Consider the following 24,404-nt stretch of genomic DNA (forward strand, 5'->3'; position numbering starts at 1 on the left):
AGGTCTCTTGCGGAGACCTTTGAAACACCAAATCACAAAATATTAATATGAAAAAAATTTACTTTTCAGTAAACTTGTGACCCGGCTGGGATTCGAACCCAGGACCCATACATTAAAAGTGTATTGCTCTACCAGCTGAGCTACCGAGTCAGTCACTTGTTTACGATCAGCATTTAATGCCGTCGTTTTTAAGAGGTGCAAAGATATGCTTTTTTTTGATTCCTGCAATAGAATATATAAAAAAAATCAAAGGCCTCTTGCGGAGACCTTTGAAACACCAAATCACAAAATATTAATATGAAAAAAATTTACTTTTCAGTAAACTTGTGACCCGGCTGGGATTCGAACCCAGGACCCATACATTAAAAGTGTATTGCTCTACCAGCTGAGCTACCGAGTCGGTCATAATTAATAATGATAAATATAAAATTAAATTTTAATTATTCACTATAATTATTAAATTTTCTTTGCAGTGCCTGCGACTGGACTCGAACCAGCACATCCTTAGGAAACCACCCCCTCAAGATGGCGTGTCTACCAATTTCACCACGCAGGCTATAAAATTACAAAAATCTAGTAATTTTTTCGCTTGTGACCCGGCTGGGATTCGAACCCAGGACCCATACATTAAAAGTGTATTGCTCTACCAGCTGAGCTACCGAGTCGGTCACTTTAGCAACGATTTACATTTGAATAATGTCCCTCGTTTTCAGTGGTGCAAAGATAGAAGTTTTTTCATTATCTCAAAACTTTTTTGCAAATTTGTTTAAAAAAAATTCATGGTTATTTCACTGATTGGATACATGGGATGTGGCAAATCTCACATTTCCAAAATTTTAAGCGACAAAATAAATTTCAAACTAATTGACCTTGATAAAGAGATTTCCAGGAGAAATAAATTAACCATTCCTGAGATTTTCGAAAAAAAGGGAGAAATTCAGTTTAGAAAGCTGGAAAGAGAGGCATTGGAAGAAATCCTGGCTTCGGAAGAAAACGTGGTTTTAAGCCTGGGTGGGGGAACGCCTGTTTATTATAACAATATGGAAATTATCAACCTCAGCTCAAAAAGCATTTTTTTAAGAGCTTCTGTAGGTACTTTATACGAAAGGCTTTCCAAACAGAAAGAAAAGAGGCCTTTAATAGCTAATATTTCCGATGAAGATCTGCCTGAATTCATTGCCAAGCATTTATTTGAAAGAAATGCTTTTTACAGCAAAGCGCAGTTTAGCATCAATACGGATTCCCGGGATCCTGAAGATATTGTCCAGGAAATAGTAGAAAAGCTCTATCTCTAGAGCTTTTATATTTTTAATCTTCGCTTTCTTCGGGGCCATCTGTTGTTTCTCCAAAGAAATCATCCCAGTCTGTAAAGTCTGAGGCTATATCATTTCCTACATATTCATCCATCTCGCGCCTGTCTTTTTTAGTAGGCCTTCCTTCACCTTTATTTCTATAATAGTCCTGCGACATCTTGCGGAGCTTTAATAATTCATATTGCTCTTTGTCTGTTACATCCTGGATATGAAGAGGAACGAGCTTCGCTCCCATCCTGCTTTTGGGGATCTGGGTAACTTTTATTTTATAATCAATTTGATTTTTGCGGATCTTAATAACATCTCCTTCTTTTACCTCCTTGGACGACTTTACGGCAGACGTTCCAATAGAAACTCTGTTCTTTTTAATTTCCTCTGTTGCAATACTTCTCGTCTTATAAAAACGAATGCACCATAAAAATTTATCTATTCTCATATTTTTTTATACTTTTGCCGTTATATTATTTGTAAAGTAATTAAAGTTTTTTGAAATGAAAAAAATATTTTTATATATCCTTGCGGGATCTTTATGTTTTTCTGCATGTAAGAAAGATGATGAAGTTGAAACTTATACAGAGCCGGAAGACATCTCCGTTCAGAACAGTTATGACGATCAGGCTATTAAGAAGTTTATGAGCGAAAATTATCTGGACGCCCAGGGAAATATAAAAGCTTTCAGCACAACAGATGCCAGTGATGACAATGAAAAAAAATTAATAGATCTGCCGTATCAAACGCTTCCTTCCGGGACCATATACATTGTGAGAGAAGGAGCACAGCCAACAGTTGAGCCACAAACTATCGGCCCGAAAGACATTCTTACTATGATGATCAGAACGACTGCTTATTTGTCTGTTAATACCGATGGAAATGTTGCTTTCGCAGCAGCCTTGCCCATTACCAATACAATTAATGGCAACGGTCTTCCAATAATAGATCCGATGTATTATTATGTAAAACAGTCTATACTGGATGCTGCAACAACAGGAGTAGCACAGCAAAGAAGTTATTATGAAGTGGAAGGTTTCCGTGAAGCCATTCAGAAATTCAAAGCTTTTAAAAATCTTCCAAGCGGAGATCCATATAATCTTCAGGGTGTAATTTTAGTACCGTCAAGAGCTGCATTCGCAAGAGATCCACACTACCCTTACAGCACACAATACTCTTTAAGAAATTATTCTATGGTGTTTAATTTCCAGGTATACGGAAGAGCTGACAGACCTGACGGACAATAATTTAAGATTAATATATTCTACATAAAGAAACCGCCTTCAGATGAAGGCGGTTTTTATTTATATGCTTTTAAGTTCTTGCTTTCTGCTTTACATTCCCTAAAATATCAGGGAAATACAAATCCGCCAGATGGTCAAATTCATCTCCTCTCATGAACATAGTGGCATCCACTTCTTCGTAAGAGCTTCTTCCTGCTGCTGCAATCAGTTCATTGCAGGTATGCAGTGTGTTTTTATGAAAATGATATACTCTTTCACTTTTATCCGTAACATCAAGTCCTTTAACCAGCATTTTATCCTGAGTGGCAACTCCTGTCGGACAATTGTTATTATTACATCTTAAAGCCTGGATACAACCTAATGAGAACATAAACCCTCTCGCATTATTACACATATCAGCTCCCATTGCCACCGCTCTCAGAATATCTAAACTTGTCAGTACTTTTCCGCTGGCAATAACTCTTAGCCTGCTTCTTAAATTATAATTATTAAGGGTTCTGTTAACGAAAATCAGGGCGGGTTCCAAAGGCATCCCCACTCCGTCTGAAAATTCCGGCGGTGCTGCTCCTGTTCCTCCTTCTGCTCCATCTATGGTGATAAAATCCGGATAGATCTTCAAAACATTCATCTGTACACAGATATCCTCAAATTCTTTGGTATCACCAATACAAAGTTTAAAGCCGGTTGGCTTCCCTCCTGAAAGTTCTCTCAATTGCTGTACAAACCTCAGCAGACCTGCAGCATCAGAAAATGAACTGTGGGATGGCGGTGAAATAACAGTCATTCCCGGAGTTACGTGACGGATTTTTGCGATCTCCGGTGTGTTTTTCACCCCCGGAAGCACACCTCCATGTCCTGGCTTTGCCCCCTGAGACAACTTAATTTCAACCATCTTTACATTGGGGAGGGTTGCATACTTTTCAAATAATTCGGGGTTAAATTTCCCTTCTTCGTCACGGCAACCAAAATATCCGGTTCCAATTTGCCAGCAAAGATCTCCTCCTTCCAAATGATAGGGAGAAATTCCTCCTTCTCCGGTGTTATGATAAAAATTTCCTTTTTTTGCACCCCTGTTCAATGAAATCTGTGCTCTGTCGCTTAATGCTCCAAAACTCATTGCCGAAATATTGAATAAAGAAGCATGGTAAGGCTGTGTACACTGCTCTCCTCCTACCCATACTCTTGGAAGCTCTTCTGCAGGTGATTTTGCATAAATAGAATGTTTGATTCCTTCATATTTTCTGTGATTAACTTCCAGCTGTGTTCCGAAAGCCACAGTATCGCTTAGATTTTTGGCTCGCCTATACACTGCAGAACGCTGGTTTCGGGGAAACGGTTTCCCGTCTGTTTCCCTTTCTATGAAATACTGCTGCATTTCGGGTGAAATACTTTCGAAAAAGTACCTGAAGTATCCCAGTACCGGGAAATTCCTCAAAATAGCGTGTTTCGACTGGTAGGCATTGTAAACACCCAATGCATAGATGGCAGATAACAGGATGGGTATCCAGTAATGCGCTCTGATCAGTAATGCGACGATCCATGTAGCAGTTACTAATACAATTCCCCAAGATAAAAACTTATCTCTCATGAATGTAGTATTTAAAGTTAAAATAAATTTAGTAGAAATTTTGCAAAAAGACTACGCTTTTGCTAAAAAACTTTCGAAGGATGACTGCACAGAAACCGTGCCATCTGACAGGATTTTTTCTAAATTTAGAAATTCAATCTGATTAACGAATGCAGGATCAAAATCTTTCTGGACTCTCACATAGTTTTCCGTGAAGCCATACATTTTGCCGTCTTTATTTTCGTGCTCCCAAAGAACGGGAAGCGTTTTTCCAAGTTGAGTCTGATAAAATGCCATCTTTTTCTTTTCAGAAAGTATTCTCAGCATTTTATTCCGTTTTTTTCTTTCAGGAATAGGAACTACACCGTCCATATCGGCTGCTTCCGTATTTTCTCTTTCGGAATAGGTAAATACATGAAGGTAAGTGATAGGAAGTTCATTCAGGAAATTATAGGTTTCCATAAATTTCTCCTCTGTTTCACCCGGAAATCCTACAATAACATCGACACCAATAGCTGCATCAGGCATTACCTCACGGATCTTATTCACTCTGTCATTATACAGCTTGGTAAGGTAACGGCGCTTCATTTTTTTCAGCAGATCATCGCATCCTGACTGTAGCGGGATGTGAAAATGGGGAACAAAGCTTTTGCTTTTGGAAACCAGATCAATACTTTCGTCTTTCAAAAGATTCGGTTCTATGGAAGAAATACGTATTCTTTCGATGCCGTCTACTTTATCAAGCTCTGATATGAGATCCAGGAAAGTATGTTCATGTCTTTTATTTCCGAATTCTCCTTTACCGTAATCACCGATATTAACTCCTGTAAGAACAATTTCTTTGATGTCTCTTTCGGCAATTTCTTTGGCATTTTTAAGAACGTTTTCGATGGTATCTGAACGGGAGATTCCTCTTGCCAGCGGAATGGTACAGTAGGTACATTTGTAATCACATCCATCCTGAACTTTCAGAAAGGCTCTTGTTCTGTCACCAATTGAATAGCTTCCGATAAAAAAATCGGTTTCCTCAATCTCGCAGGAATGGACGATACCTTCACTTTCCGATTTTTCCAAATCATCCAGGTAGCTTAAAATATTGAATTTCTCTTTAGCTCCCAGGACAAGATCTACTCCATCGATTTGTGAAATTTCTTCAGGCTTCAGCTGTGCATAGCAACCTACAATAACGACCAGCCCTTCAGGATTGGCTTTCATAGCCCGTTTTACATGCAATTTACATTCACGGTCAGCATTTTCAGTCACTGAACAGGTATTAATTACATAAACATCTGCTTTATCGTCAAAACTTACTTTATCATAACCTGCATCTGTCAATTGGCGGGCAATAGTAGATGTTTCCGCAAAATTTAATTTGCAGCCGAGTGTATGAAATGCGGCAGTTCCGTGAAAAGTAGACATTTATTTACTCCTGAATTTTCTGGGGGCAAAGATAGTAATTTTAATAATAATTCTAAATCGATTCAGTCTATTATTTATATTCATCCCTTACTTCAGAGCTGTTTTGAAAACATACCGGAGATGAATTGGAAGCATCTTCTTCTTTAGAGAACTTGTCTTTCATTTCGGCATTAAATTCCTGCGACTTATTTCTTTCAATGGAAAGTGTTTTCCAATTATCATTCTTGATCATTTTCGCAATATAAACGATCTGCCCGATATGATATGGATAATGGGCCAGCTGGCGAAAAACGGCATCAATAACCAAATGTGCTTCGCCCCTTAAGTAAACAGTATTGTATAGATTTTCATCATTAATCTGATCAAGACCGTCGAAAAGGCACTTCCAGCCTGTTTCCCAATACTCAATGACCTCCTGCTTGGTTTTAAAGGTATTAACAAATTCATCGTCACGGTTGCGCCATGGCTTTTCTCCGTCTTCCGTTAAAAAATTTGTCCATCTTGAAAGCATATTTCCGGCAATATGTTTTACAATTACTGCGATAGAATTGCTTTCATCATTGTACTGCCAGAAAATCTGCTCATCAGCAAGTTGTCCGAATGATTTGTCACCGAGAGATTTATAATATTGAAAACGTTTTACAAAAAGATCCTTCATTTTTCTGTTGTTGATGAATCTAATTTAAAATTATTTAACGACAAAACCATCTCTTTCGAAATGGTTTTATCAATAGTTTATTATTAAAAAGCCTAATCCCTGTTCTTAACTACAATCCATCCTGAATATTTTATTGGGGTATTCATTTTATCATTTTCATTCCAGCCCACAGAATACCAATAGTTTCCGGTAGGTACTTTTACTCCTCCTTTGCTGGTTCCATCCCATTTATAGCCGGTAAATTTATCGATCTGATAGATCATATTTCCATAACGATCGAAAATATTCATCACTAAGTTTTTCTTATTGGACAGTGCAGAATAATCAATAAAATCATTGTAGCCATCCCCATTTGGTGTGATCACATTGACAAGATTAGGGACAACGATACTGATATCTATCGGATCACAGTCGTAAGAATCTTTGACAAATATAGTGGCATCGCCTCTTTTAACATGGCTGAATTCATTGGAATCCTGCCAGTTTATATTATCCATGGAATATTTGTAAGGGGCCGTTCCTCCTATCACAAATACCGTAACGGTAGTGTTTGAAATTTCTATACCTGAAACAACGGGCTGCTCAGAAGGATATACTTTTACGTTTTGTACAACGGTACAATCTCCTGTTTTAAGCTTTACCCAATAAGTACCTACTCCAACATTCGTAATTGTCTGGGTAGTTGCTCCCGTACTCCACTCATAGCCGTTAAATCCCGAGCCTGCATCCAAAGTTGTTCTGTCTTCCACACAAATAATTTTATCTTTAAGAATGGTAGAATAAACCGGTGGAATAACCACTAATGTAATTTTAGCTATGCTATAGCAACCCTGCGCATTGGAAACCCGTACATAAACCACACCGTTGGGAGCAATATATGCCGCAGGTGTTAAAATTTCATTAGTCTGATTCACTGCATCTGCTGCTGAGGGATAATATTTTTTATTGGTTCCGGTCTGAGAGGTTACTGATGCTGCCGTAAGGTTAAAAGATGCCGTGGAAGGAGCACTCTCAATAGAACAGGATCTTAATGTAGTATCATTTACCACAACAATTGGATAGAATTTCAATGTTATCTGGGCAACAGCAGTACACCCGAAGGATGAAATCACTTTAACAAAAATGGTTCCTTCTGCAGAAGTAAATGCTGATGGATTGGTAATTTCATTAATGCCTGCATTCAGATCTGAGAGCGTGTTGTAATATTTCTTGGTCACGGTTGGGTCTGCAATAACATCTGCTGTTGTAAGATCAAATACTGCTGTTCCTGCATTATTGTTGTTGCATTGGGTGAGTGTTGCATTTTTTGCCGTGATTTTACCGTCCTTAAATTTAAAAGTTCCGATCTGTTTACATTTATTGAGCGGACTGTTTGGGTTGACTGGGTCCGTATAGCCTATGCTGTAATAGTAAACAGAAGTTGTATTTACAGTTGTAGGAACCGTAATGGCATTATTCCCGGTTAATGCATCATTCTGACTGGTATGATAACTTACGCTAAAATTAGGGTTTCCGTTTAAAATACCTGCAGAAAGTGTAGAGAAGTCAAATACAGCAGGGTTTACACAGATAATTACCTCTTTTGGATCTGCCGGATTAGCAGCAGGAACTCCCGGAGGGATAAACGGATACGGCTGTAAGGCAGGATCTGTAAACGGAGATGCCAATGTTGCGGTTCCACCCCATGTTAAAGAAAACGGAGCTGTTGTAGTACTTGTACTGCTTACCCAGTTGTCAATAAATAAATAATAAGTTTGTCCTGGTAAAACATCTAAATATTTACAATAAGGTGTAAGTGAACCTCCGACCGCATTGGTAAGAGTACTTGTCATATTTAAGCCTGTAGCTGGCCCGGGCCCAATAACCGTTGCAGCATTGCAGCGTATGGGTGCTCCTAAAGTTCCACAGTTTACATTAGGACCGAAGATGGCCCAGTCATAGTCGGCATCCGGATTGTTTGGGACCAGATCGAAGGTAAGCGTTCCTCCTGTAGCAATCGTTATTTTATACCAGATCGAATTATGTTCACCCGTTCCGTCTATACAACTTCCCGAATTGACCAATTCTTTAATGTTGCCATATCCGGTAGGACTATAAGTAATATTGGAATTTCCGCAGACGGCAAGCGCTGTTGAACAGTCTGCCTGCGCAAAGAATACCTGAGAAATACCTAAAAAAATAAGGAGTAAAAGTTTTTTCATAGATATATAGTTTTTAGTTAATGATTTGAAAACCAAATGGTATCCATTGATTTACAACACATACATCAAATATACCTATATTTTAATCACAAACAATGGATTTTTAAAAATCTTGAATTATTTTAAATAAAAACATTAAATAATTACGATATAACACGATAAACACCAACTATTTTATGCTTGTAATATTTCCACAGAGATTTTCGAGATGGAAAATTTTATGAAACGGACTCTTTACTTCCTGCAAATGTTCTTTGTCCTGAATAAACGTATACCTTGAGGCAATGGAGTTCATGTCCGAAACAATTACCAGCCAGCATTCGTCTACGGAAGTATCGTAATATGGGAATTTTTCATTTTTCTTATCAATAAGCTCAAGGATCTTTTCAGAACAAAGCTCATCAAAAAGGTTCATGCTGTATTCATGGGTAATAAAAACATTTCTGCGGTGAAAAGATTTCCTCATCCCTTTCACACAGCCTAAAGGTTTGTTCTTTTTGATGCTTCTGTAAATACTGAGAATATTTTCCTCCTGCTGCTCGATATTATCAAACTTGATATTGGGGTGAAATTCTAAAAAATAAACACCACGATATTTCGCGGTGTCTTCCTGTTCTAATAGTATTTCTGCCTGGCGGAACATCTTATTTAAAGTGCTTTCTACTTTTTTCATTTCCAGATGATTGATCACTTCAGTCAGTTCTATCCCGATCTTTTTGTCGTTGAGTTTGGCGATAAAGTCCGGACTCTCGCAGGTAAGATCTTCAAATTTGACATCGGGGAAGTGATGCATAAACGAATTAAGCAGTAGAATCTCAGATTTCTTTCTATACTTTTCGCGATCATGAAGCAGAGATTCATCTATTTTACGGTGATACTTTTCCATCGGCTTTTTTTTCAAATGCCGGTTCATATAGTATAGGCTTAGATTCTTTATTAAATCTTCATCAGAAAATGTCTTTTTCATAGGTGATTTTTTTATGTGACCAAGAACACACGCCATATTGGTTTTCACCGTTAGAAGTTTTTGATTTTCAAAAATTTACATAATAAAGGTAAGTAAAAAAACTATTCACAGGATACTTTTAAATTAATTTATCAAATAATTAATGTAAAGTTTATTTTCATAATCAATACCTTTAGCGTTCAAATTATAAAACTGTGATTTATATGGATTTTAAAAATTTTAAAATACCTTACAGCATCAATCCACAATATTCTAAAAAAGCCGTTTATTTTTCGATGGAATTTGCCATTGAACAGGTTTTAAAAATATATTCGGGAGGCTTAGGATTCCTTGCAGGATCCCATATGAGAAGTGCATACAACCTGAAACAGGACCTTATCGGGATCGGAATTCTCTGGAAATTCGGTTATTACGATCAGGCCAGAAACCATGACCAGACCCTTCAGCCGGTATGGACCAGAAAAATGTACAGCTTCCTTGAAGATACTGGCATAAAATTTCAGATTGAGATCCACAGCGCGCCGGTTTGGGTAAAAGTATGGTATCTTGATCCTGAAATTTTCAATACAGCACCCATGTTTTTCCTTTCTACGGATGTTCCGGAAAACGATCATGTTTCTAAAACGATCTGCCACAAATTATATGACGCCAATGAATCTACAAAACTGGCTCAGTATATTTTACTGGGAAAAGGAGGTGCTAAATTACTGGATGAAATGAACGCTGAAAGAGATATCTATCATCTGAATGAGGCCCATGGACTTCCCGCTGCATTTTATCTTTTGAAAAAGTATAACGGAGATCTGAACCGGGTGAAGGAAAAACTGGTTTTCACCACCCACACTCCTGAAGAAGCCGGAAATGAAAAGCATAACCTGAAACTGTGCTATGATATGTCCTATTTTTCAGGGTTCAGCATGGAAGATGTAAAAAGTATCGAAGGAGCAAGTGATGACCGTTTCAATCACTCTCTGTGTGCTTTAAAAATGGCAAGAATGGCGAACGGTGTATCCAAACTGCATGGTGTGGTTTCCAGAGCTATGTGGAGTAAATATCCTGGAATCTGTGAAATTACTTCCATTACCAATGCACAAGAATTTAAATACTGGGCGGATAAGCCTCTTTATAATGCCAAAGACGAGAATGATGCCACTGTTTTTGATTACCGTAAAAAGCATTTAAAGAAAAGATTATTTACAATTGTTGCAGACCAGACTGGAAATCTCTTCAATCCTAATGTTTTCACTATTGTCTGGGCCAGAAGATTTGCAGGTTACAAACGCGCAGACTTACTGCTGCATGATAAGGAAAGATTTTACAAATTGCTGAATAATGAGAAATATCCGGTACAGATCATCTGGTCAGGAAAACCTTATCCAATGGATTATTCTGCGATTTCCACCTTTAATACCCTGGTAGAGGAAAGTAAGGATCACAAGAATATGGCTGTTCTTACAGGATATGAGCTTTCCTTAAGCAAGTCTCTGAAGCAAGGTTCAGATCTGTGGCTCAACAATCCAAGGGTACCGAGAGAAGCTTCGGGGACATCAGGAATGACCGCTGCCATGAACGGATCTGTAAATCTTTCTACTGATGACGGATGGATTCCTGAATTTGCCCAGCCAGGAGAAAATTCATTTGTTGTTCCGAAAGCTGATTATTCAAATATGAGTATTTACGAACAGGATACTTATGATCTGAATAAGCTGTATGATATTCTTGAAAACGAAATCCTGCCTACATATTACGACAATCCGGACCATTGGAGAAAAATTCAGTATAATGCTATGAATGATGTTCAGGACCAATTTAACAGTGATAGAATGGCAGACGAATATTACAAAGTGCTTTACAAATAAAAGATAAAGATTTCAATCAAACTGACGTATAATACAAAATCCCGTGAAAGTATTTTCACGGGATTTTGTATTATTCTTTTTTCTTTTTCGGAACTTTTAAACCTTTTTCTCTGGCTTCTGAAATTCCTATGGCCACAGCCTGTTTTCTGCTGGTTACCTTTTCTCCTGAAGAGGACTTCAATTTCCCCTCCTTGAATTCGTGCATGACTTTTCCTACTTTGTCTTGAGCTTTTTCTGAATATTTTGTTTTGCTCATGATAAAAATTTTTAAGATTTGGGCAGGGATACCCCTAGTTCATAAACTTCAGCATGCTTCAAATATTTTGAGCGCTCTCTGGAAGTCACCGATTCAAAATGGTCATTCTTGATCACGATGATCGGATCTTCTGCATTTTCAATTTCAAAATTAGCCAGGTATCTTTCGTCCGGTGCGTCCTGACGCATTTCTGATTTTATTTTCTGTAATTCATCTGCGTATTTTCTGAATCCGGGATCAGATGAATGAATAAATTTATATTCATTGCCAGCATAAACGTAGTAATGAAGTTTTTTCTCAATAAGACCTGCTTCATGTGTAATCTGCGGATTATCATTCCCATCCTTAAAACCAACTTCTACCAGAGTCCCACCTTTTTTGTTTGCACAATCTTCTGCATCTTTAAAGCTTGAAAATCCTGTATAAACAATCTGATCGTCCAAAACATAGCGGTTCAGTTTTTGGTTGTATGCATTCGTTTCCATAATTATTATTTAATTTGATTGTATAATAATACATTCAATTTTTTTGCCAAAACCTGTATGAAAAAAGCTTTTTTATGCATTTAATAAAATTATTATCTTTGAGATCCATTAAAATTAGAAATGAAAAAAATACTCTTAACTCTTACTGTGGCTGTAGCATTCCATAATGTATCGGCACAGGAAATCACTTTAGATAAAATATATTCGGGCTATTACCGTGGAAAAGGCATTGCCGGTATAGCATCCATGAAGAACGGAGAAAATTATCTGGTCATTGAACCGACGGGAATTGCCAAATATTCTTACAAAACTTCACAAAAAGAAGGAAATCTCGTTGATGGTAAATTTGAAAGCTATGAATTTTCTGATGATGAGTCAAAAATCCTTCTTTTAACTGAAAGCCAGCCGATCTACAGACATTCATTTCTTGGAAAGTTTGAGGTGAAAGATCTGAAATCGGGGAAAACCATCAGCTTAAATGACGGTAAAACAGTTCAGGAGCCCAGATTTTCTCCTGACGCCACTAAAGTAGCATTTATTGCAGAAAATAATTTATTTTATCAGGATCTGAGTTCAGGAAAAATCACTCAGATTACGAATGACGGCAAGAAAAATTCCATTATCAACGGATTGGCAGACTGGGTGTATGAAGAGGAATTCGGGCATGCAAGACAGTATGAGTGGACAAAAAATTCAGATGCCATTGTATTTGTAAAATCTGATGAAAGCCAGGTTCCGGAGATCTATATTCCGATCTATGGAAAAAAACTTTATCCGGAGGAAATGCGTTACAAATATCCTAAAGCAGGAGAAAAAAACTCCATCGTTTCAGCGCAGCTGTACCGTCTTGACACAGGAAAGACGATGCCCATCAATTTAAATTCTTTCAAAAATTATTACATCCCGAACGTTATCCAGACAGCAAAACCTGACGAGATCGTTCTGGTAACTTCTGAAAGAATTCAAAATGCTTCGGATGTTTTAAAAGTCAACACTAAAACTGGGGCCGTTCAAAAGCTATTCACAGAAACAGATGATAAATGGATCGATACGGACAGTCCTACTCTGGAATTCCTTGAGGATGATTCTTTCCTTTGGGCGTCTGAAAGAGACGGAAACCGCCATCTGTACTGGTATGACAAGGATGGGAAGTTAAAAAAACAGATCACAAAAGGAAACTGGGAAGTAACTGACTACTACGGATTCAATCCAAAGTCTAAGGAAATTTATGTTCAGACCACTGAAAAAGGAAGTATTAATAAGGTAGTTTCAAAAGTTAATATTGAAAACGGAAAATCCCAACTGATTTCTAATACGGAAGGAAACAATTCTGCCAATTTCAGCAAAAACTACAGTTATTTCATTGAAACGTCTTCTACTGCATCAAAACCTTATACTTATGTTCTAAAAGACGGAAACGGTAAAACAGTAAAAGAGCTGCAGAACAATAACGAACAGCTGCAGAAATTAAAGACAGACAATTTTGTGGATAAAGAATTCATCACGATTCCAAACGGTGCAGGCGATCAGATGAATGCATGGATTATGAAGCCTAAAAACTTTGATCCTAACAAAAAATATCCGCTATTCATGTATCAGTATTCCGGTCCGGGATCACAGCAGGTTGCCAATTCATGGGACAATGGAAATGCTTTATGGTTTAACCATTTGGTACAGAAAGGCTACATCGTTGCCTGTGTAGACGGTCGTGGAACCGGCTATAAAGGTGCAAAATTTAAGAAAGTTACCTATATGAATATGGGTAAATATGAAATTGAAGATCAAATCACTGCGGCAAAATGGTTCGGAAACCAGTCTTATATTGATAAAAGCAGAATCGGAATGTTCGGATGGAGCTACGGAGGTTATATGACAAGCTTGGCAATGACCAAAGGAGCTGATGTTTTCAAAGCAGGAATTGCTGTAGCACCGGTAACGAACTGGAGGTATTATGATTCCGTATATACAGAAAGATTTATGAGAACTCCTCAGGAAAACCCTGACGGATATGATAAAAATTCTCCAACGGAATACGCCAACCTATTAAAAGGTAAATTTTTATTGATTCACGGAACAGCTGATGACAACGTACATTTCCAGAATTCTATGGAATTCTCTGAAGCTTTGATCCAAAACAAAAAACAGTTTGAGTTTATGGCCTATCCGGATAAAAACCACGGAATTTATGGTGGCCAGACAAGACCACAGCTGTATCAGAAAATGACGGATTTTATTTTGAATAATTTATAATTCCTTTTTTTAATAAATATAAAAACCTCTTAAGTAAATAAGAGGTTTTTATATTTATTTTATTAATCATTTTTGGAAAATATTATTTATTTTATCAATTGAAATTAAAAACTTATTTTTGGGAAATTTGAAAATTGATTATATGAAGACTAAACATCCTAAAGGCCTGCCTTTCCTCTTTTTCACAGAAATGTGGGAACGGTTCGGGTATTATCTGATTCTTGGAATCTTTGTTCTTTATGTCATCGAGCCTACCGGAATGAAAGGAGGACTTGGGCTCCCGGACAAAACGGCTGATGATATTTTCGGGACCTATATAGCTTTAACTTACCTTACCCCTTTCCTCGGAGGATTTTTGGCTGACAGGGTTTTAGGATATATCAAATCTATCTATCTGGGCGGGATTCTGATGGCCGCCGGATATATCGGAATGGGAGTTTTCAAAGAGCTTCCTCTTTTTTACGGTTCTCTGGCATTAATTATTATTGGAAACGGTTTCTTCAAACCTACCATTTCCACACTGTTAGGAAACCTTTATTCTGAAGAGCCTTACAAAGCCAATAAAGATTCCGGATATAATATTTTTTATATGGGGATCAATATCGGAGCATTTATATGTAATATTATTGCAGCTTTCATGCGTAATAAATTCGGTTGGGGTGAAGCTTTCATCACTGCGGGAGTAGGAATGCTTATTGGTCTTGTGATCTTTACAATTGGAAGGAAACATTACATCCATGCAGCACAGATGAAGCCTGTAGAAGAAGGAGATACCAAACTTTCAGAAATTTTAATTAAAGTTTTTGTACCTGCAATTGCCGTAGGAGCTATAGGATGGTTTATTCCAGGAAATATTTTCGGAAGCGACAGTACAGACGCCTTTATTTTCGCATGCATTCCTGTAATTTACTTCTATGCATCGCTGTACTTTAAAGCTAAACCGGAAGAAAAACCTTCGATCGGAGCCCTTCTTTCAGTATTTCTGATCAGTATGTTTTTCTGGGCGGTTTTCAAACAGAACGGTACGGCTCTTACAAGATGGGCGAACTATTATACAGATAGAAGTGTTCCTGCTTCTTTGGAAAAACCCCTTGAGGACATTTATATGGTGGAAGGAAAAGGTTATGAAGACAAGGAAGTTCCTGTATATGATAACCAGTTCCAGTCTCAAAAAGACAAAAACGGAAAAAGCATCAAAGAAACCGGAAAAGATATCTATTTCAAAAATGTTACCCCTGAACAACGCGCAGCCTTAGAAAAAAATCCGGAAACTAAGGTCTATTTATACAATACGGAATTATTCCAGTCTATCAATCCATTCTGGGTGATTGCGCTCACTCCGGTTGTCGTAGGATTCTGGGCCTTACTGAGAAGAAAAGGAAAAGAACCGATGACTCCTACAAAAATTGTACTGGGATTATTTATCTCAGGATTATCATGCCTGGTAATGGTTCTTGCCGTTATGGCCGGAGACAACGGTGCTGTAAAGGTTTCTCCGTTGTGGCTTGTTGCCGGTTACGGAGTCATTACAATCGGAGAATTATGTCTTTCTCCCATGGGACTTTCTTTTGTTTCCAAACTTTCACCAGCAAGAATTACCGCATTAATGATGGGAGGTTTCTTCTTAGCCAACTCAGTTGGTAACAAGCTTTCTGGAATCCTGGCGAGTACCTGGTACAGCTATGACAATAAGATGAATTACTTCCTCGTTAACTTTGCCTTGTTAATATTTGCGACACTTTTAGGCCTGTCAATGTTAAAAAGATTGAATAAGATCATGAAGGAAAAAGGTCACTAATCCTCATTTATCATAAAGAATATCAAGCTGCAGAACCGCTCTGCAGCTTTTTTATTTAAATATAAAATTAAAACCTTGTCAAAAACTCAAAAAAAACTATATTTGTCAGTCTTAACAAAAATTAACAATAGAATGGATAATATTGAAGCATTAAGTCCGAAACCGGATGAATTTGTAGAGAATAAGAATTCAAGGCATCCAAAAGGGTTGTGGGTTCTTTTCGGAACAGAAATGTGGGAGCGTTTTAACTTTTATGGGATGAGAGCCCTTTTGACGCTCTTCATGGTAAATTCCTTATTAATAAAAGAAGCTGATGCAGCAATTATCTACGGTGGATTTTTAGCTTTATGTTATTTAACGCCTCTTTTGGGAGGATTTATTGCAGATAAATATATCGGAAACAGAAATGCCATCTTAATCGGTGGATCTCTAATGGCTATCGGGCAGTTTCTATTATTTATCAGTGCCTCTACCTTCTCTGCTGATTTGGGCAGTTCTAAAATGATTATGTGGTTAGCATTATTCGTTATCATTTTCGGTAATGGATTTTTCAAGCCTAACATTTCCTCAATGGTGGGAAGTCTTTATCCTAAGCAAGAGAAATCCAAACTAGATTCTGCTTTTACCATTTTCTATATGGGGATCAACATCGGAGCGTTCCTGGGGCAATTTATCTGTCCATATCTAGGAGATGTGAAAGATGCAACCACTGGAGTAAGAGATGTTTTTGCTTTTAAATGGGGATTCTTAGCTGCTTCAATTGCAATGATAATCGGAACTGTAACCTTCTTTATCCTTAAAAATAAATATGTGGTAAATCCGGAAGGAAGACCTATCGGCGGATTACCAAAGAATAATACAAGTGCTGACTTTGAAGAAGGGGAGACCCAAACTGCAAAATTCTCAGGAACATCTTTAGGTATTACCGGATTTTTATTTATCGTTTTATTCTTCGCTTTCCGATATTTATTGGTGGGAGAATTCGGATTTAAAGCTGTAGAGATGGGTCAGCTGATCAAAGGAATTATTTATCCTTTCATCTATGCAGCCGGTATTTCCCTGGCATTCCTTATCATGAGTTCTGCAGAAAACAAGATTGAAAGACAAAGAATCTGGGTAATCTATATTGTATCCTTCTTTATTATCTTCTTCTGGGCAGCTTTCGAGCAGGCAGGATCTTCATTAACCTTTATTGCTGACAACCAGACAGACAGAAATATTTTCGGGTGGAATATGCCTCCTTCAATGGTGCAGATCTTCAACGGTATTTTCGTAGTTCTGCTAGCGGTTCCATTCAGTTTAACATGGGATAAATTAAGAACAAAAGGAAGAGAACCCGTTTCACCTTTCAAGCAGGCAATGGGATTAGCATTGATCGCTCTTTCTTACTTCATCATCGCACACAATGTAAAAGATCTTGGAAATTCAGGATTATTAGCCATCAAATGGTTAATGCTTCTTTATTTCATCCAGACTTGTGGTGAACTTTGTTTATCTCCTATTGGCCTTTCACTCGTGGGTAAACTTGCTCCAAAAAGATTTGCATCATTATTATACGGAGTATTCTTTATCTCCAATGCTGCAGGGTATGCCTTAGCAGGATCATTGGGAGCTCTTATCCCTGCTACAGGTGATAAATTCACAAAAGCACAGGAAATAGGCGTAAACCTTCAGGATGTTTTAGATAAAAAAATAACGCTGACTGCTGAACAGACTGCAGCATTCGAGAAAGCTCAGTTACCATTACACAATCCTACATTTGCAGGCTTTGAGATCCATAACCTATTCGAATTCTTTATGGTATTCGTAGTACTTTGTGGTATCGCAGCTGTTATTTTGGGACTGATCTCTCCAATCTTAAAGAAAATGATGCACGGTGTAAAATAACCACATCAATAAATACGACAAAACCTCTGCAAAGTCAGAGGTTTTTTTTATTTTCGTATGATGGAAATTTCCGAAGATTCTTTATTTCAATCCGTAAAGGAAATTATTAAGCAGTCGCGCGAAAAAGTGTTTCGGATCGCGAATTTTACTTTATTGCTCACTTACTGGCAGATCGGAAAACTGATTATAGAAGATGAACAGCAGGGAAAGGAACGCGCTGAATACGGAAAGCAAACATTAAAAAATCTTTCTAAAAAGCTAATTTTAGAGTTTGGAAAAGGCTTTGATTATACTAACCTTTCCAATATGCGCAAATTCTACACGGCTTTCCCAATTGTTGACACATTGTCTCTACAATTGAGTTGGTCCCATTACAGATTACTTTCCGGACAATATGATAAATCGAACCTAATTAAAATCAATCATATACAATTATGAGCTTAACTCTAGATGAAATACAAAATTTCAAAGGAAAATACCCCAGACAGATCTGGAGTCTGTTTTTCTCTGAAATGTGGGAACGTTTTTGTTTCTACGGAATGCGTGGAATGCTGGTTTTCTTTATGATCTCGCAGCTTAATTTCCATGAAAAAGAAGCTAATCTTCAATACGGTGCTACCCAGGCATTCGTGTATGCCTTTACCTTTGTGGGCGGTCTTTTTGCAGATAAAATCCTTGGATTCAGAAAATCGCTATTCTGGGGCGGACTTCTGATGATCGTTGGAAGTTTGATTCTGGCAACTGACCCACATAAATTCTTTTTCTTAGGCATCGCATTTACCGTAGTAGGAACAGGTTTCTTCAAACCGAATATTTCATCCATGGTTGGTCAGCTTTATAAGCCAAATGATTCAAGGGCTGATGCAGGCTTTTCTCTTTTTTATGCAGGAATCAACCTGGGTGCTTTACTCGGTGGTTATCTATGTATTGCTATCGGAAAAGGAGAAATTCTAAGCAACACCATTTCAGAAGCTATGAGATGGAATGTAGCCTTCGGCCTGGCCTCAATAGTGATGGTCATAAGTCTTATTAATTTTATTTTTACCCAAAAAAGAATGGGCACAATAGGTCTTCAGCCAGGACATCCTTTGGCAGAAGTAAAAGCTGCCCCGATTCCAAAATGGAAAGAATACGGAGTATACGTTTTATCACTTATTTTCGTCCCAATTATCATGAAGATGGTAGCCAAAACAGAATACACAGATTATTTTATGTGGACCATAGGCCCTTTGACACTGATATACCTTTTCTATGAAATGTCTAAAGTAACTGTTTCAGAGCGCAAAAAACTTTGGGCAGCCTTAGTTTTTATCATTTTCTCGATCCTATTCTGGGGGATTTATGAGCAAAGTGGCGGTTCGTTAAGTATTTTCGCTGCCAAGAACCTGAATAAAGATCTTCTTGGATTAGACCCGAACGGTGTAAATAACTCAGGAGGAGCCTTTTTCATCATTTTCCTTGCTCCACTTATTGGTCTTCTCTGGATATGGTTGAATAAAAGAAAAATTGAGCCCAATACCATTGTTAAATTCGGTTTAGGATTTATTTTCCTGGGTGCTGGTTATTATGTTTTATTTGCAACAAGACTTTTTGCTGACCTTCAGGGGATAACGTCACTGAATTTTTTCACATTGGCATTATTAATCATTACACTCGGGGAATTGTGTCTATCACCGATAGGACTGTCCATTATGACCAAACTTTCCACTAAAAACCTTCAGGGAATGATGATGGGAATGTGGTTTCTGGCCTCTGCTTACGGGCAGTACGTTGCCGGGATTATCGGTGCAGGACTTGCTACAGCAAAAGAGGGGTCTACAAACTATGATGCTTTGATCACTTATACTGATGGATATAAACAATTGGGATTATATGCGGTAATTGCCGGTGTGGTATTAATTTTGATATCTCCGTTCGTAAAAAAATTAATGCAGGATGTAAAATAAAGTAAGCGAGATTATGCTTATTTTTACATAAATATCAAATTATGAAGAAAATTATAAGCATAATATTCCTATTTTTAGTAAGTTTCAGCTTTGCCCAGGTAAAGTGGATGACTATTGAAGAAGCTTTAAAGGCCCAGAAAGAAAATCCAAAAAAAATCCTGATTGATTTTTATGCAGACTGGTGTGGACCATGTAAAATCATGGACAAAAAAACATATGGTCACAATGTTATCGCTCAAATCTTAAATGAAAATTACTATCCAGTAAAATTTAACGCTGAAGAAAAACAGTCTATTGATGTTTTTGGAAGAACATTTTCCAATGATAATACTGAACATAAAAAAGGAAGAAATTCTTTGCATGAATTCACTCAGTATATGAATGTTGGAGCTGTTCCAAGTACTGTATTCGTTGATGAGAAGGGCGGGCCTATCACAATTCTTCAGGGAGAGCTGTCCGCCAAAGAACTGGAACCCTATTTAGAATTCATCTCCAACGATCTTTTCAAAAAGATCCGTACCAGAGAACAATGGGAAGATTATCAGAAAAAGTTCAAATCTAAAATCAAAGATTAAAACCATACAGCAGCTTTCAGATATTGGAAGCTGCTTTTTTTTGATCTTAACGGCTAATATTTTCAAAAAAAATTTTAATCTTAATCCTATTTTCCCGAAATTAGGGCTCATTTTTAAAATGACTTTAGATACTTCTATAGAATATGTAAAAGGCATAGGTCCCGATAGAGCCAAACTCATCAAGAATGTGTTGGGCCTGTCAACCGTTGATGACCTTTTGAACTTCTACCCTATCCGTTATCTGGATAAAAGTAAAGTATTCAAGATTTCTCAGCTCGAGGAAAGCAGCATTGAGGTACAGCTTAAAGGGAGAATCACACAGGTACAGGAAATTCAGACCGGAAAGGTAAAAAGACTTTCTGCAAAATTCAATGATGATACCGGAACCATGGATCTGGTATGGTTTCAGTATTCAAAATGGCTGAAAGAACAGATTCCGATCAACCGTGAAGTTTATATTTTCGGAAAGATCAATGTTTTTAACCGTCAGTTCTCCATGCCTCACCCTGAAATTGAAGCCGAGGAAAATAAAGAAAGCGACACCCGCCTGAAACCTATTTATCCAAGCTCTGAAAAGCTGACTAAAAGAGGTTTGAACCAAAGATTTTTCCAGGTGGTTTTAAGGAATATCTGCAAAGAGATCCCCAATCTTATTGAAGAAAACCTCCCTGATTATATGATGAAAGCATTTAAGTTTTTATCAAGACAGCATACTTTTTTAAATATTCATTTTCCAAAGGATATGCAGCATTTTGAAAAAGCTGATAACAGGCTGAAGTTTGAAGAATCCTTCTTTTTTCAGTTAGGATATGCCCTTAAAAAGATTCATCATAAGAGCCACTCACCGGGAAATCCGTTTCCTGTTGTGGGTGATCATTTTAATAGTTTTTATAATCATCATATTCCTTTTGATCTTACCAATGCACAGAAAAAGGTTTTAAAGGAAATCCGACTGGATATGAAAAGACCTATTCAGATGAACAGGCTTCTTCAGGGAGATGTAGGATCCGGAAAAACTATGGTTGCATTGCTTACTATGCTGATCGCTATGGATAATGGTTTTCAGAGCTGTATGATGGCTCCTACAGAAATCCTGGCACAGCAGCATTATAACGGCATCAAAGATCTTTTGGAAGCTACGGATATCAACGTCCGTCTGCTGACGGGTTCCAGCAAAACCTCGGAAAGAAAAATCATTCACGAAGAACTTGAAAACGGAACACTGTCTATATTGGTAGGAACGCACGCGGTTCTGGAAGATAAGGTAAAATTTAAAAATCTTGGGCTGGCTATCATTGATGAACAACATAGATTTGGTGTGGCGCAAAGGGCAAAATTATGGGCTAAAAATAAAATTCCCCCGCATATTCTTGTAATGACCGCAACCCCTATTCCAAGGACACTGGCAATGAGTTTTTATTCTGATCTGGATGTCTCTGTGATCGATGAAATGCCGGTAGGAAGAAAACCTATCATTACTGCACACAGAAGGGAAAAAGACAGGACGTATGTATATAATTTCTGCAGAGATGAGATTAAAAAAGGAAGACAGGTCTATTTCGTGTATCCGCTGATCGAAGAGTCAGAAACTTTAGATTATAAAAATCTGATGGAAGGGCTTGATCATGTAATGAATGCATTCTCTGATTATAATGTCACGATGCTTCACGGAAAAATGAAACCTGCCGAAAAAGATATTGCCATGAATTATTTTGCCTCAGGAAAAGCCGAAATTATGGTAGCTACCACTGTCATCGAGGTCGGTGTGAATGTCCCGAATGCTTCTGTAATGGTGATAGAAAGCTCAGAAAGATTTGGGCTTTCGCAGCTTCACCAGCTTCGGGGACGTGTTGGAAGAGGTGCAGAACAGAGCTACTGTATCCTTATGACTTCAGATAAATTATCGAAGGAAAGCAGGACCCGTATCAAGACAATGACGGAAACCAATGACGGATTCAAAATTTCTGAGGTGGATATGCAGTTGAGAGGTCCAGGAGATATCCTGGGAACACAGCAAAGTGGTGTGGTGGATTTTAAAAGACTTGATCTTGTGAATGATTCTGCAATTATTAAAACAACAAAAAATACGGTTGATAAAATCTTAGAAGCAGATCCACATCTGACAAAACCTGACAACCTGATCATCAAAAGCTATTATTTGAAGTACTACAAAGGAAAAAATAAATGGAGTAAGATTTCATAAAAAAACCGCGAAAAGAAAATTTTTCCGCGGCCCCCTTATAAAACTGTTATTTAGAAGAAATTACTTTTGGTCTGTTTAAAAAAATTTATTTTAATAGCAAGAACTAATATCTTGTGGTTTGGTATGAAAATATTTATATCTATTAAATTCTCAGTCTTAACTATTAAAATAAATTAAAAAAAACAAAATGAATTATTTTTCCAACTTGCTTATTATAAAAACTAACTGTTTCAAGTTGAAGGAGTGGGAATGAAACGAATAAATACCCTTCAACTCTCTTAAGTTTTCATGATTGTACCGTTTTGTTTAAAGATCTTCTATGCTTTATAGCTGGAAATAAACATAATTCATTTTGTTAAACTAACATTGTGACTTATATCTTGATTTCTAAATGAAATAATCTATTCTCTACCATTCATTGCTTTTGTATATATTTAATCTGTGTTGCAATGTTTATGTTTACAAAATTGATGATATTACGTGGATTTCTTCTTATATTATTTTAATTATTAATTATACAATTTTCACTTTTATGTGAATACTATGTGTCAAATATCACCTTTCTGTTTAAAATATAAATACATAAAACCTTTATTCATCATACTTTCATAATAAAATTATCTATGTTCAATCCTGAAGAATGATACTGCCAGTTTATGGTGATAATTTCTGTAAGTGACTTTTTCAGGCCGTCATAGGTTTCAGGCTTCCTCATGAAAATATTGGCACCATTAATGAAAATCTCTTCTATTTCGCTTTCAGGAATCAGGCCGGCATACACCACAATTACGGTGTTACTGAATCTGGGATTTATTTTAATTTCTCTCACACATTCCATGCAGCTTTTCCCCGGAATATCGAGCTTAATGAAAACTATTTCCGGAATAATTGCACCACTGCTGCTTATATAGGTCATAAGATCATCTCCGTCAGAGAAACATTGTGATTTTACTCCTATCCTTAAATCTTTGAAAATATTTTTAAAGAATACAATGTTACCCTCATCATCATCTACTGTTATTACATTCAGATATTCTTTATTCATACAGCATTTTTGAATTGATACTAATACTCTGGTTTTTTCTTCTTTTTGTAATGGTTTTATGAAATTGCGAAGGTGTGATACCGGTTGTATTTTTGAACTGAGTGCTCAAATGAGCCACACTGGAATAGTTCAGCTTATGGGCAATCTCTGTCAGGCTCTCCTTATTATTCAGAATAAGTTCCTTGGCATACTCTATTTTCTGAAGAATAATGAAGTTTTCTATAGAGGTAAAGGCAACCTCGGAAAAAAGGTTGGAAAGATACCCATAACTGTGGTTCAGTTTTTCAGCAATATAAATAGATGCTTTAACAGGAACAGCATTTTCAGAGAAAACGAGTTCTACAATTGCATCTTTTATTTTCTGTACTAAAGCCGTCTTCTGGCTTTCAATAATCTCTATGCCGTAATCTTTAAGATTCTTCTTAAAAAGATTATGCTGCTCCTGGGTAATGGGTTCATAGAACTCCACTTCCCCAAAGTTCAGCAGGCGGTATTTCAGCCCGTGCTCCTTTAGCTTTTCATCCAATACCTTCTTACAAAGAGCATTGAAATCAAATTTTACATACATTTTCATCCTATATAAGTGTGTCAAATTTCAAAAGTAAATATAATAATTTATTTCATTAAAAAGTGAAATAGCCATGAAATTTTTAACATAATATATAAAAAGCAAAAAACTCCTGCATATTGAATACAGGAATTAAACACTAAGGATGAAAAAAATATACTGATAAAAAGCTGCA

General features: G+C 37.1%; 20 protein-coding genes and 4 tRNA genes. 10 read left to right on the top strand and 14 right to left on the bottom strand.

Annotated features, from left to right (window positions below; translation table 11 throughout):
• Positions 1 to 77: 77 nt before the first annotated feature.
• The 4 genes from J2T03_RS09060 to J2T03_RS09075 all read right to left on the bottom strand — a co-directional run bounded on the left by J2T03_RS09060 (position 78) and on the right by J2T03_RS09075 (position 665).
• Positions 78 to 150 (bottom strand) — tRNA-Lys (locus J2T03_RS09060).
• A gap of 177 nt (positions 151 to 327) precedes the next feature.
• Positions 328 to 400 (bottom strand) — tRNA-Lys (locus J2T03_RS09065).
• A 73-nt stretch (positions 401 to 473) separates the two neighbouring features.
• A tRNA-Leu gene (locus tag J2T03_RS09070) sits at positions 474 to 556 on the bottom strand.
• 36 nt (positions 557 to 592) lie between these two features.
• Positions 593 to 665 (bottom strand) — tRNA-Lys (locus tag J2T03_RS09075).
• A 114-nt stretch (positions 666 to 779) separates the two neighbouring features.
• On the opposite strand from J2T03_RS09075, the gene J2T03_RS09080 reads away from it, so the two are divergent.
• Positions 780 to 1,295 carry a shikimate kinase gene (locus tag J2T03_RS09080; protein WP_306846198.1) on the top strand — a complete coding sequence of 172 codons (516 nt, stop codon included), beginning with the start codon at positions 780 to 782 and terminating at the stop codon, positions 1,293 to 1,295.
• A 13-nt stretch (positions 1,296 to 1,308) separates the two neighbouring features.
• Here the strand turns inward: J2T03_RS09080 and J2T03_RS09085 are convergent, their stop codons facing one another.
• Entirely contained in the window at positions 1,309 to 1,749 is a 441-nt protein-coding gene (locus J2T03_RS09085) for an RNA-binding S4 domain-containing protein (RefSeq protein ID WP_307210822.1), read from the bottom strand.
• Positions 1,750 to 1,804: 55 nt separating this feature from the next.
• Between J2T03_RS09085 and J2T03_RS09090 the strand changes: the two genes are divergently transcribed.
• Positions 1,805 to 2,548 (top strand): hypothetical protein, encoded by a 744-nt coding sequence (locus J2T03_RS09090; protein WP_307210823.1) that lies wholly within the window; start codon positions 1,805 to 1,807, stop codon positions 2,546 to 2,548.
• A 67-nt stretch (positions 2,549 to 2,615) separates the two neighbouring features.
• Here the strand turns inward: J2T03_RS09090 and J2T03_RS09095 are convergent, their stop codons facing one another.
• The 5 genes from J2T03_RS09095 to J2T03_RS09115 all read right to left on the bottom strand — a co-directional run bounded on the left by J2T03_RS09095 (position 2,616) and on the right by J2T03_RS09115 (position 9,357).
• On the bottom strand, positions 2,616 to 4,133 hold the full coding sequence (locus J2T03_RS09095; protein ID WP_306846195.1) for an FMN-binding glutamate synthase family protein: 1,518 nt from the start codon (positions 4,131 to 4,133) through the stop codon (positions 2,616 to 2,618).
• A 51-nt stretch (positions 4,134 to 4,184) separates the two neighbouring features.
• The gene (mtaB, locus tag J2T03_RS09100) at positions 4,185 to 5,531 is read right to left on the bottom strand and encodes a tRNA (N(6)-L-threonylcarbamoyladenosine(37)-C(2))-methylthiotransferase MtaB (RefSeq protein WP_306846194.1); all 1,347 of its coding nucleotides are present in this window, start codon (positions 5,529 to 5,531) and stop codon (positions 4,185 to 4,187) included.
• Positions 5,532 to 5,601: 70 nt separating this feature from the next.
• On the bottom strand, positions 5,602 to 6,189 hold the full coding sequence (locus J2T03_RS09105) for a DUF1572 family protein (RefSeq protein ID WP_307210824.1): 588 nt from the start codon (positions 6,187 to 6,189) through the stop codon (positions 5,602 to 5,604).
• A gap of 92 nt (positions 6,190 to 6,281) precedes the next feature.
• Entirely contained in the window at positions 6,282 to 8,390 is a 2,109-nt protein-coding gene (locus J2T03_RS09110) for a T9SS type B sorting domain-containing protein (RefSeq protein ID WP_307210825.1), read from the bottom strand.
• A gap of 169 nt (positions 8,391 to 8,559) precedes the next feature.
• Positions 8,560 to 9,357, bottom strand: coding sequence for a hypothetical protein (locus J2T03_RS09115; protein ID WP_306846191.1), 798 nt, complete (start codon positions 9,355 to 9,357; stop codon positions 8,560 to 8,562).
• 203 nt (positions 9,358 to 9,560) lie between these two features.
• On the opposite strand from J2T03_RS09115, the gene glgP reads away from it, so the two are divergent.
• Positions 9,561 to 11,216 carry an alpha-glucan family phosphorylase gene (gene glgP, locus J2T03_RS09120; RefSeq protein WP_307210826.1) on the top strand — a complete coding sequence of 552 codons (1,656 nt, stop codon included), beginning with the start codon at positions 9,561 to 9,563 and terminating at the stop codon, positions 11,214 to 11,216.
• Positions 11,217 to 11,286: 70 nt separating this feature from the next.
• Here glgP and J2T03_RS09125 read toward each other — a convergent pair whose 3' ends face one another.
• Both J2T03_RS09125 and J2T03_RS09130 read right to left on the bottom strand, forming a co-directional pair.
• Entirely contained in the window at positions 11,287 to 11,472 is a 186-nt protein-coding gene (locus tag J2T03_RS09125) for a DUF6496 domain-containing protein (protein WP_080778153.1), read from the bottom strand.
• A gap of 11 nt (positions 11,473 to 11,483) precedes the next feature.
• Positions 11,484 to 11,957 (bottom strand): hypothetical protein, encoded by a 474-nt coding sequence (locus J2T03_RS09130; RefSeq protein ID WP_306846189.1) that lies wholly within the window; start codon positions 11,955 to 11,957, stop codon positions 11,484 to 11,486.
• A gap of 120 nt (positions 11,958 to 12,077) precedes the next feature.
• Between J2T03_RS09130 and J2T03_RS09135 the strand changes: the two genes are divergently transcribed.
• The 7 genes from J2T03_RS09135 to recG all read left to right on the top strand — a co-directional run bounded on the left by J2T03_RS09135 (position 12,078) and on the right by recG (position 22,616).
• Positions 12,078 to 14,207, top strand: a complete 2,130-nt coding sequence (locus J2T03_RS09135; RefSeq protein WP_307210827.1) for a S9 family peptidase — start codon at positions 12,078 to 12,080, stop codon at positions 14,205 to 14,207.
• Positions 14,208 to 14,349: 142 nt separating this feature from the next.
• The gene (locus J2T03_RS09140) at positions 14,350 to 16,005 is read left to right on the top strand and encodes a peptide MFS transporter (protein WP_306846187.1); all 1,656 of its coding nucleotides are present in this window, start codon (positions 14,350 to 14,352) and stop codon (positions 16,003 to 16,005) included.
• 132 nt (positions 16,006 to 16,137) lie between these two features.
• On the top strand, positions 16,138 to 17,892 hold the full coding sequence (locus J2T03_RS09145; RefSeq protein ID WP_306846186.1) for a peptide MFS transporter: 1,755 nt from the start codon (positions 16,138 to 16,140) through the stop codon (positions 17,890 to 17,892).
• Between the two features lie 57 nt (positions 17,893 to 17,949).
• Positions 17,950 to 18,330: a DUF1016 N-terminal domain-containing protein gene (locus J2T03_RS09150; RefSeq protein ID WP_307210828.1), complete on the top strand. Its 381-nt coding sequence runs from the start codon at positions 17,950 to 17,952 to the stop codon at positions 18,328 to 18,330.
• Positions 18,327 to 19,838: a peptide MFS transporter gene (locus J2T03_RS09155; RefSeq protein ID WP_307210829.1), complete on the top strand. Its 1,512-nt coding sequence runs from the start codon at positions 18,327 to 18,329 to the stop codon at positions 19,836 to 19,838. Before J2T03_RS09150 ends, J2T03_RS09155 begins: the two co-directional genes overlap by 4 nt.
• A 41-nt stretch (positions 19,839 to 19,879) precedes the next feature.
• A complete protein-coding gene (locus J2T03_RS09160) occupies positions 19,880 to 20,413 on the top strand; it encodes a thioredoxin family protein (protein WP_307210830.1) in 534 nt (177 codons plus the stop codon).
• 118 nt (positions 20,414 to 20,531) lie between these two features.
• Entirely contained in the window at positions 20,532 to 22,616 is a 2,085-nt protein-coding gene (gene recG, locus J2T03_RS09165) for an ATP-dependent DNA helicase RecG (protein ID WP_307210832.1), read from the top strand.
• Positions 22,617 to 23,214: 598 nt separating this feature from the next.
• Here recG and J2T03_RS09170 read toward each other — a convergent pair.
• Positions 23,215 to 23,661: a response regulator gene (locus J2T03_RS09170; protein ID WP_307210833.1), complete on the bottom strand. Its 447-nt coding sequence runs from the start codon at positions 23,659 to 23,661 to the stop codon at positions 23,215 to 23,217.
• Positions 23,654 to 24,235 carry a helix-turn-helix domain-containing protein gene (locus tag J2T03_RS09175; protein WP_306846180.1) on the bottom strand — a complete coding sequence of 194 codons (582 nt, stop codon included), beginning with the start codon at positions 24,233 to 24,235 and terminating at the stop codon, positions 23,654 to 23,656. The genes J2T03_RS09170 and J2T03_RS09175 overlap by 8 nt, the downstream gene beginning before the upstream one ends.
• Between the last annotated feature and the right edge of the window lie 169 nt (positions 24,236 to 24,404).

The sequence above is a fragment of the Chryseobacterium lathyri genome (assembly GCF_030812195.1).
In the GTDB taxonomy this organism is placed as follows: domain Bacteria; phylum Bacteroidota; class Bacteroidia; order Flavobacteriales; family Weeksellaceae; genus Chryseobacterium; species Chryseobacterium lathyri_A.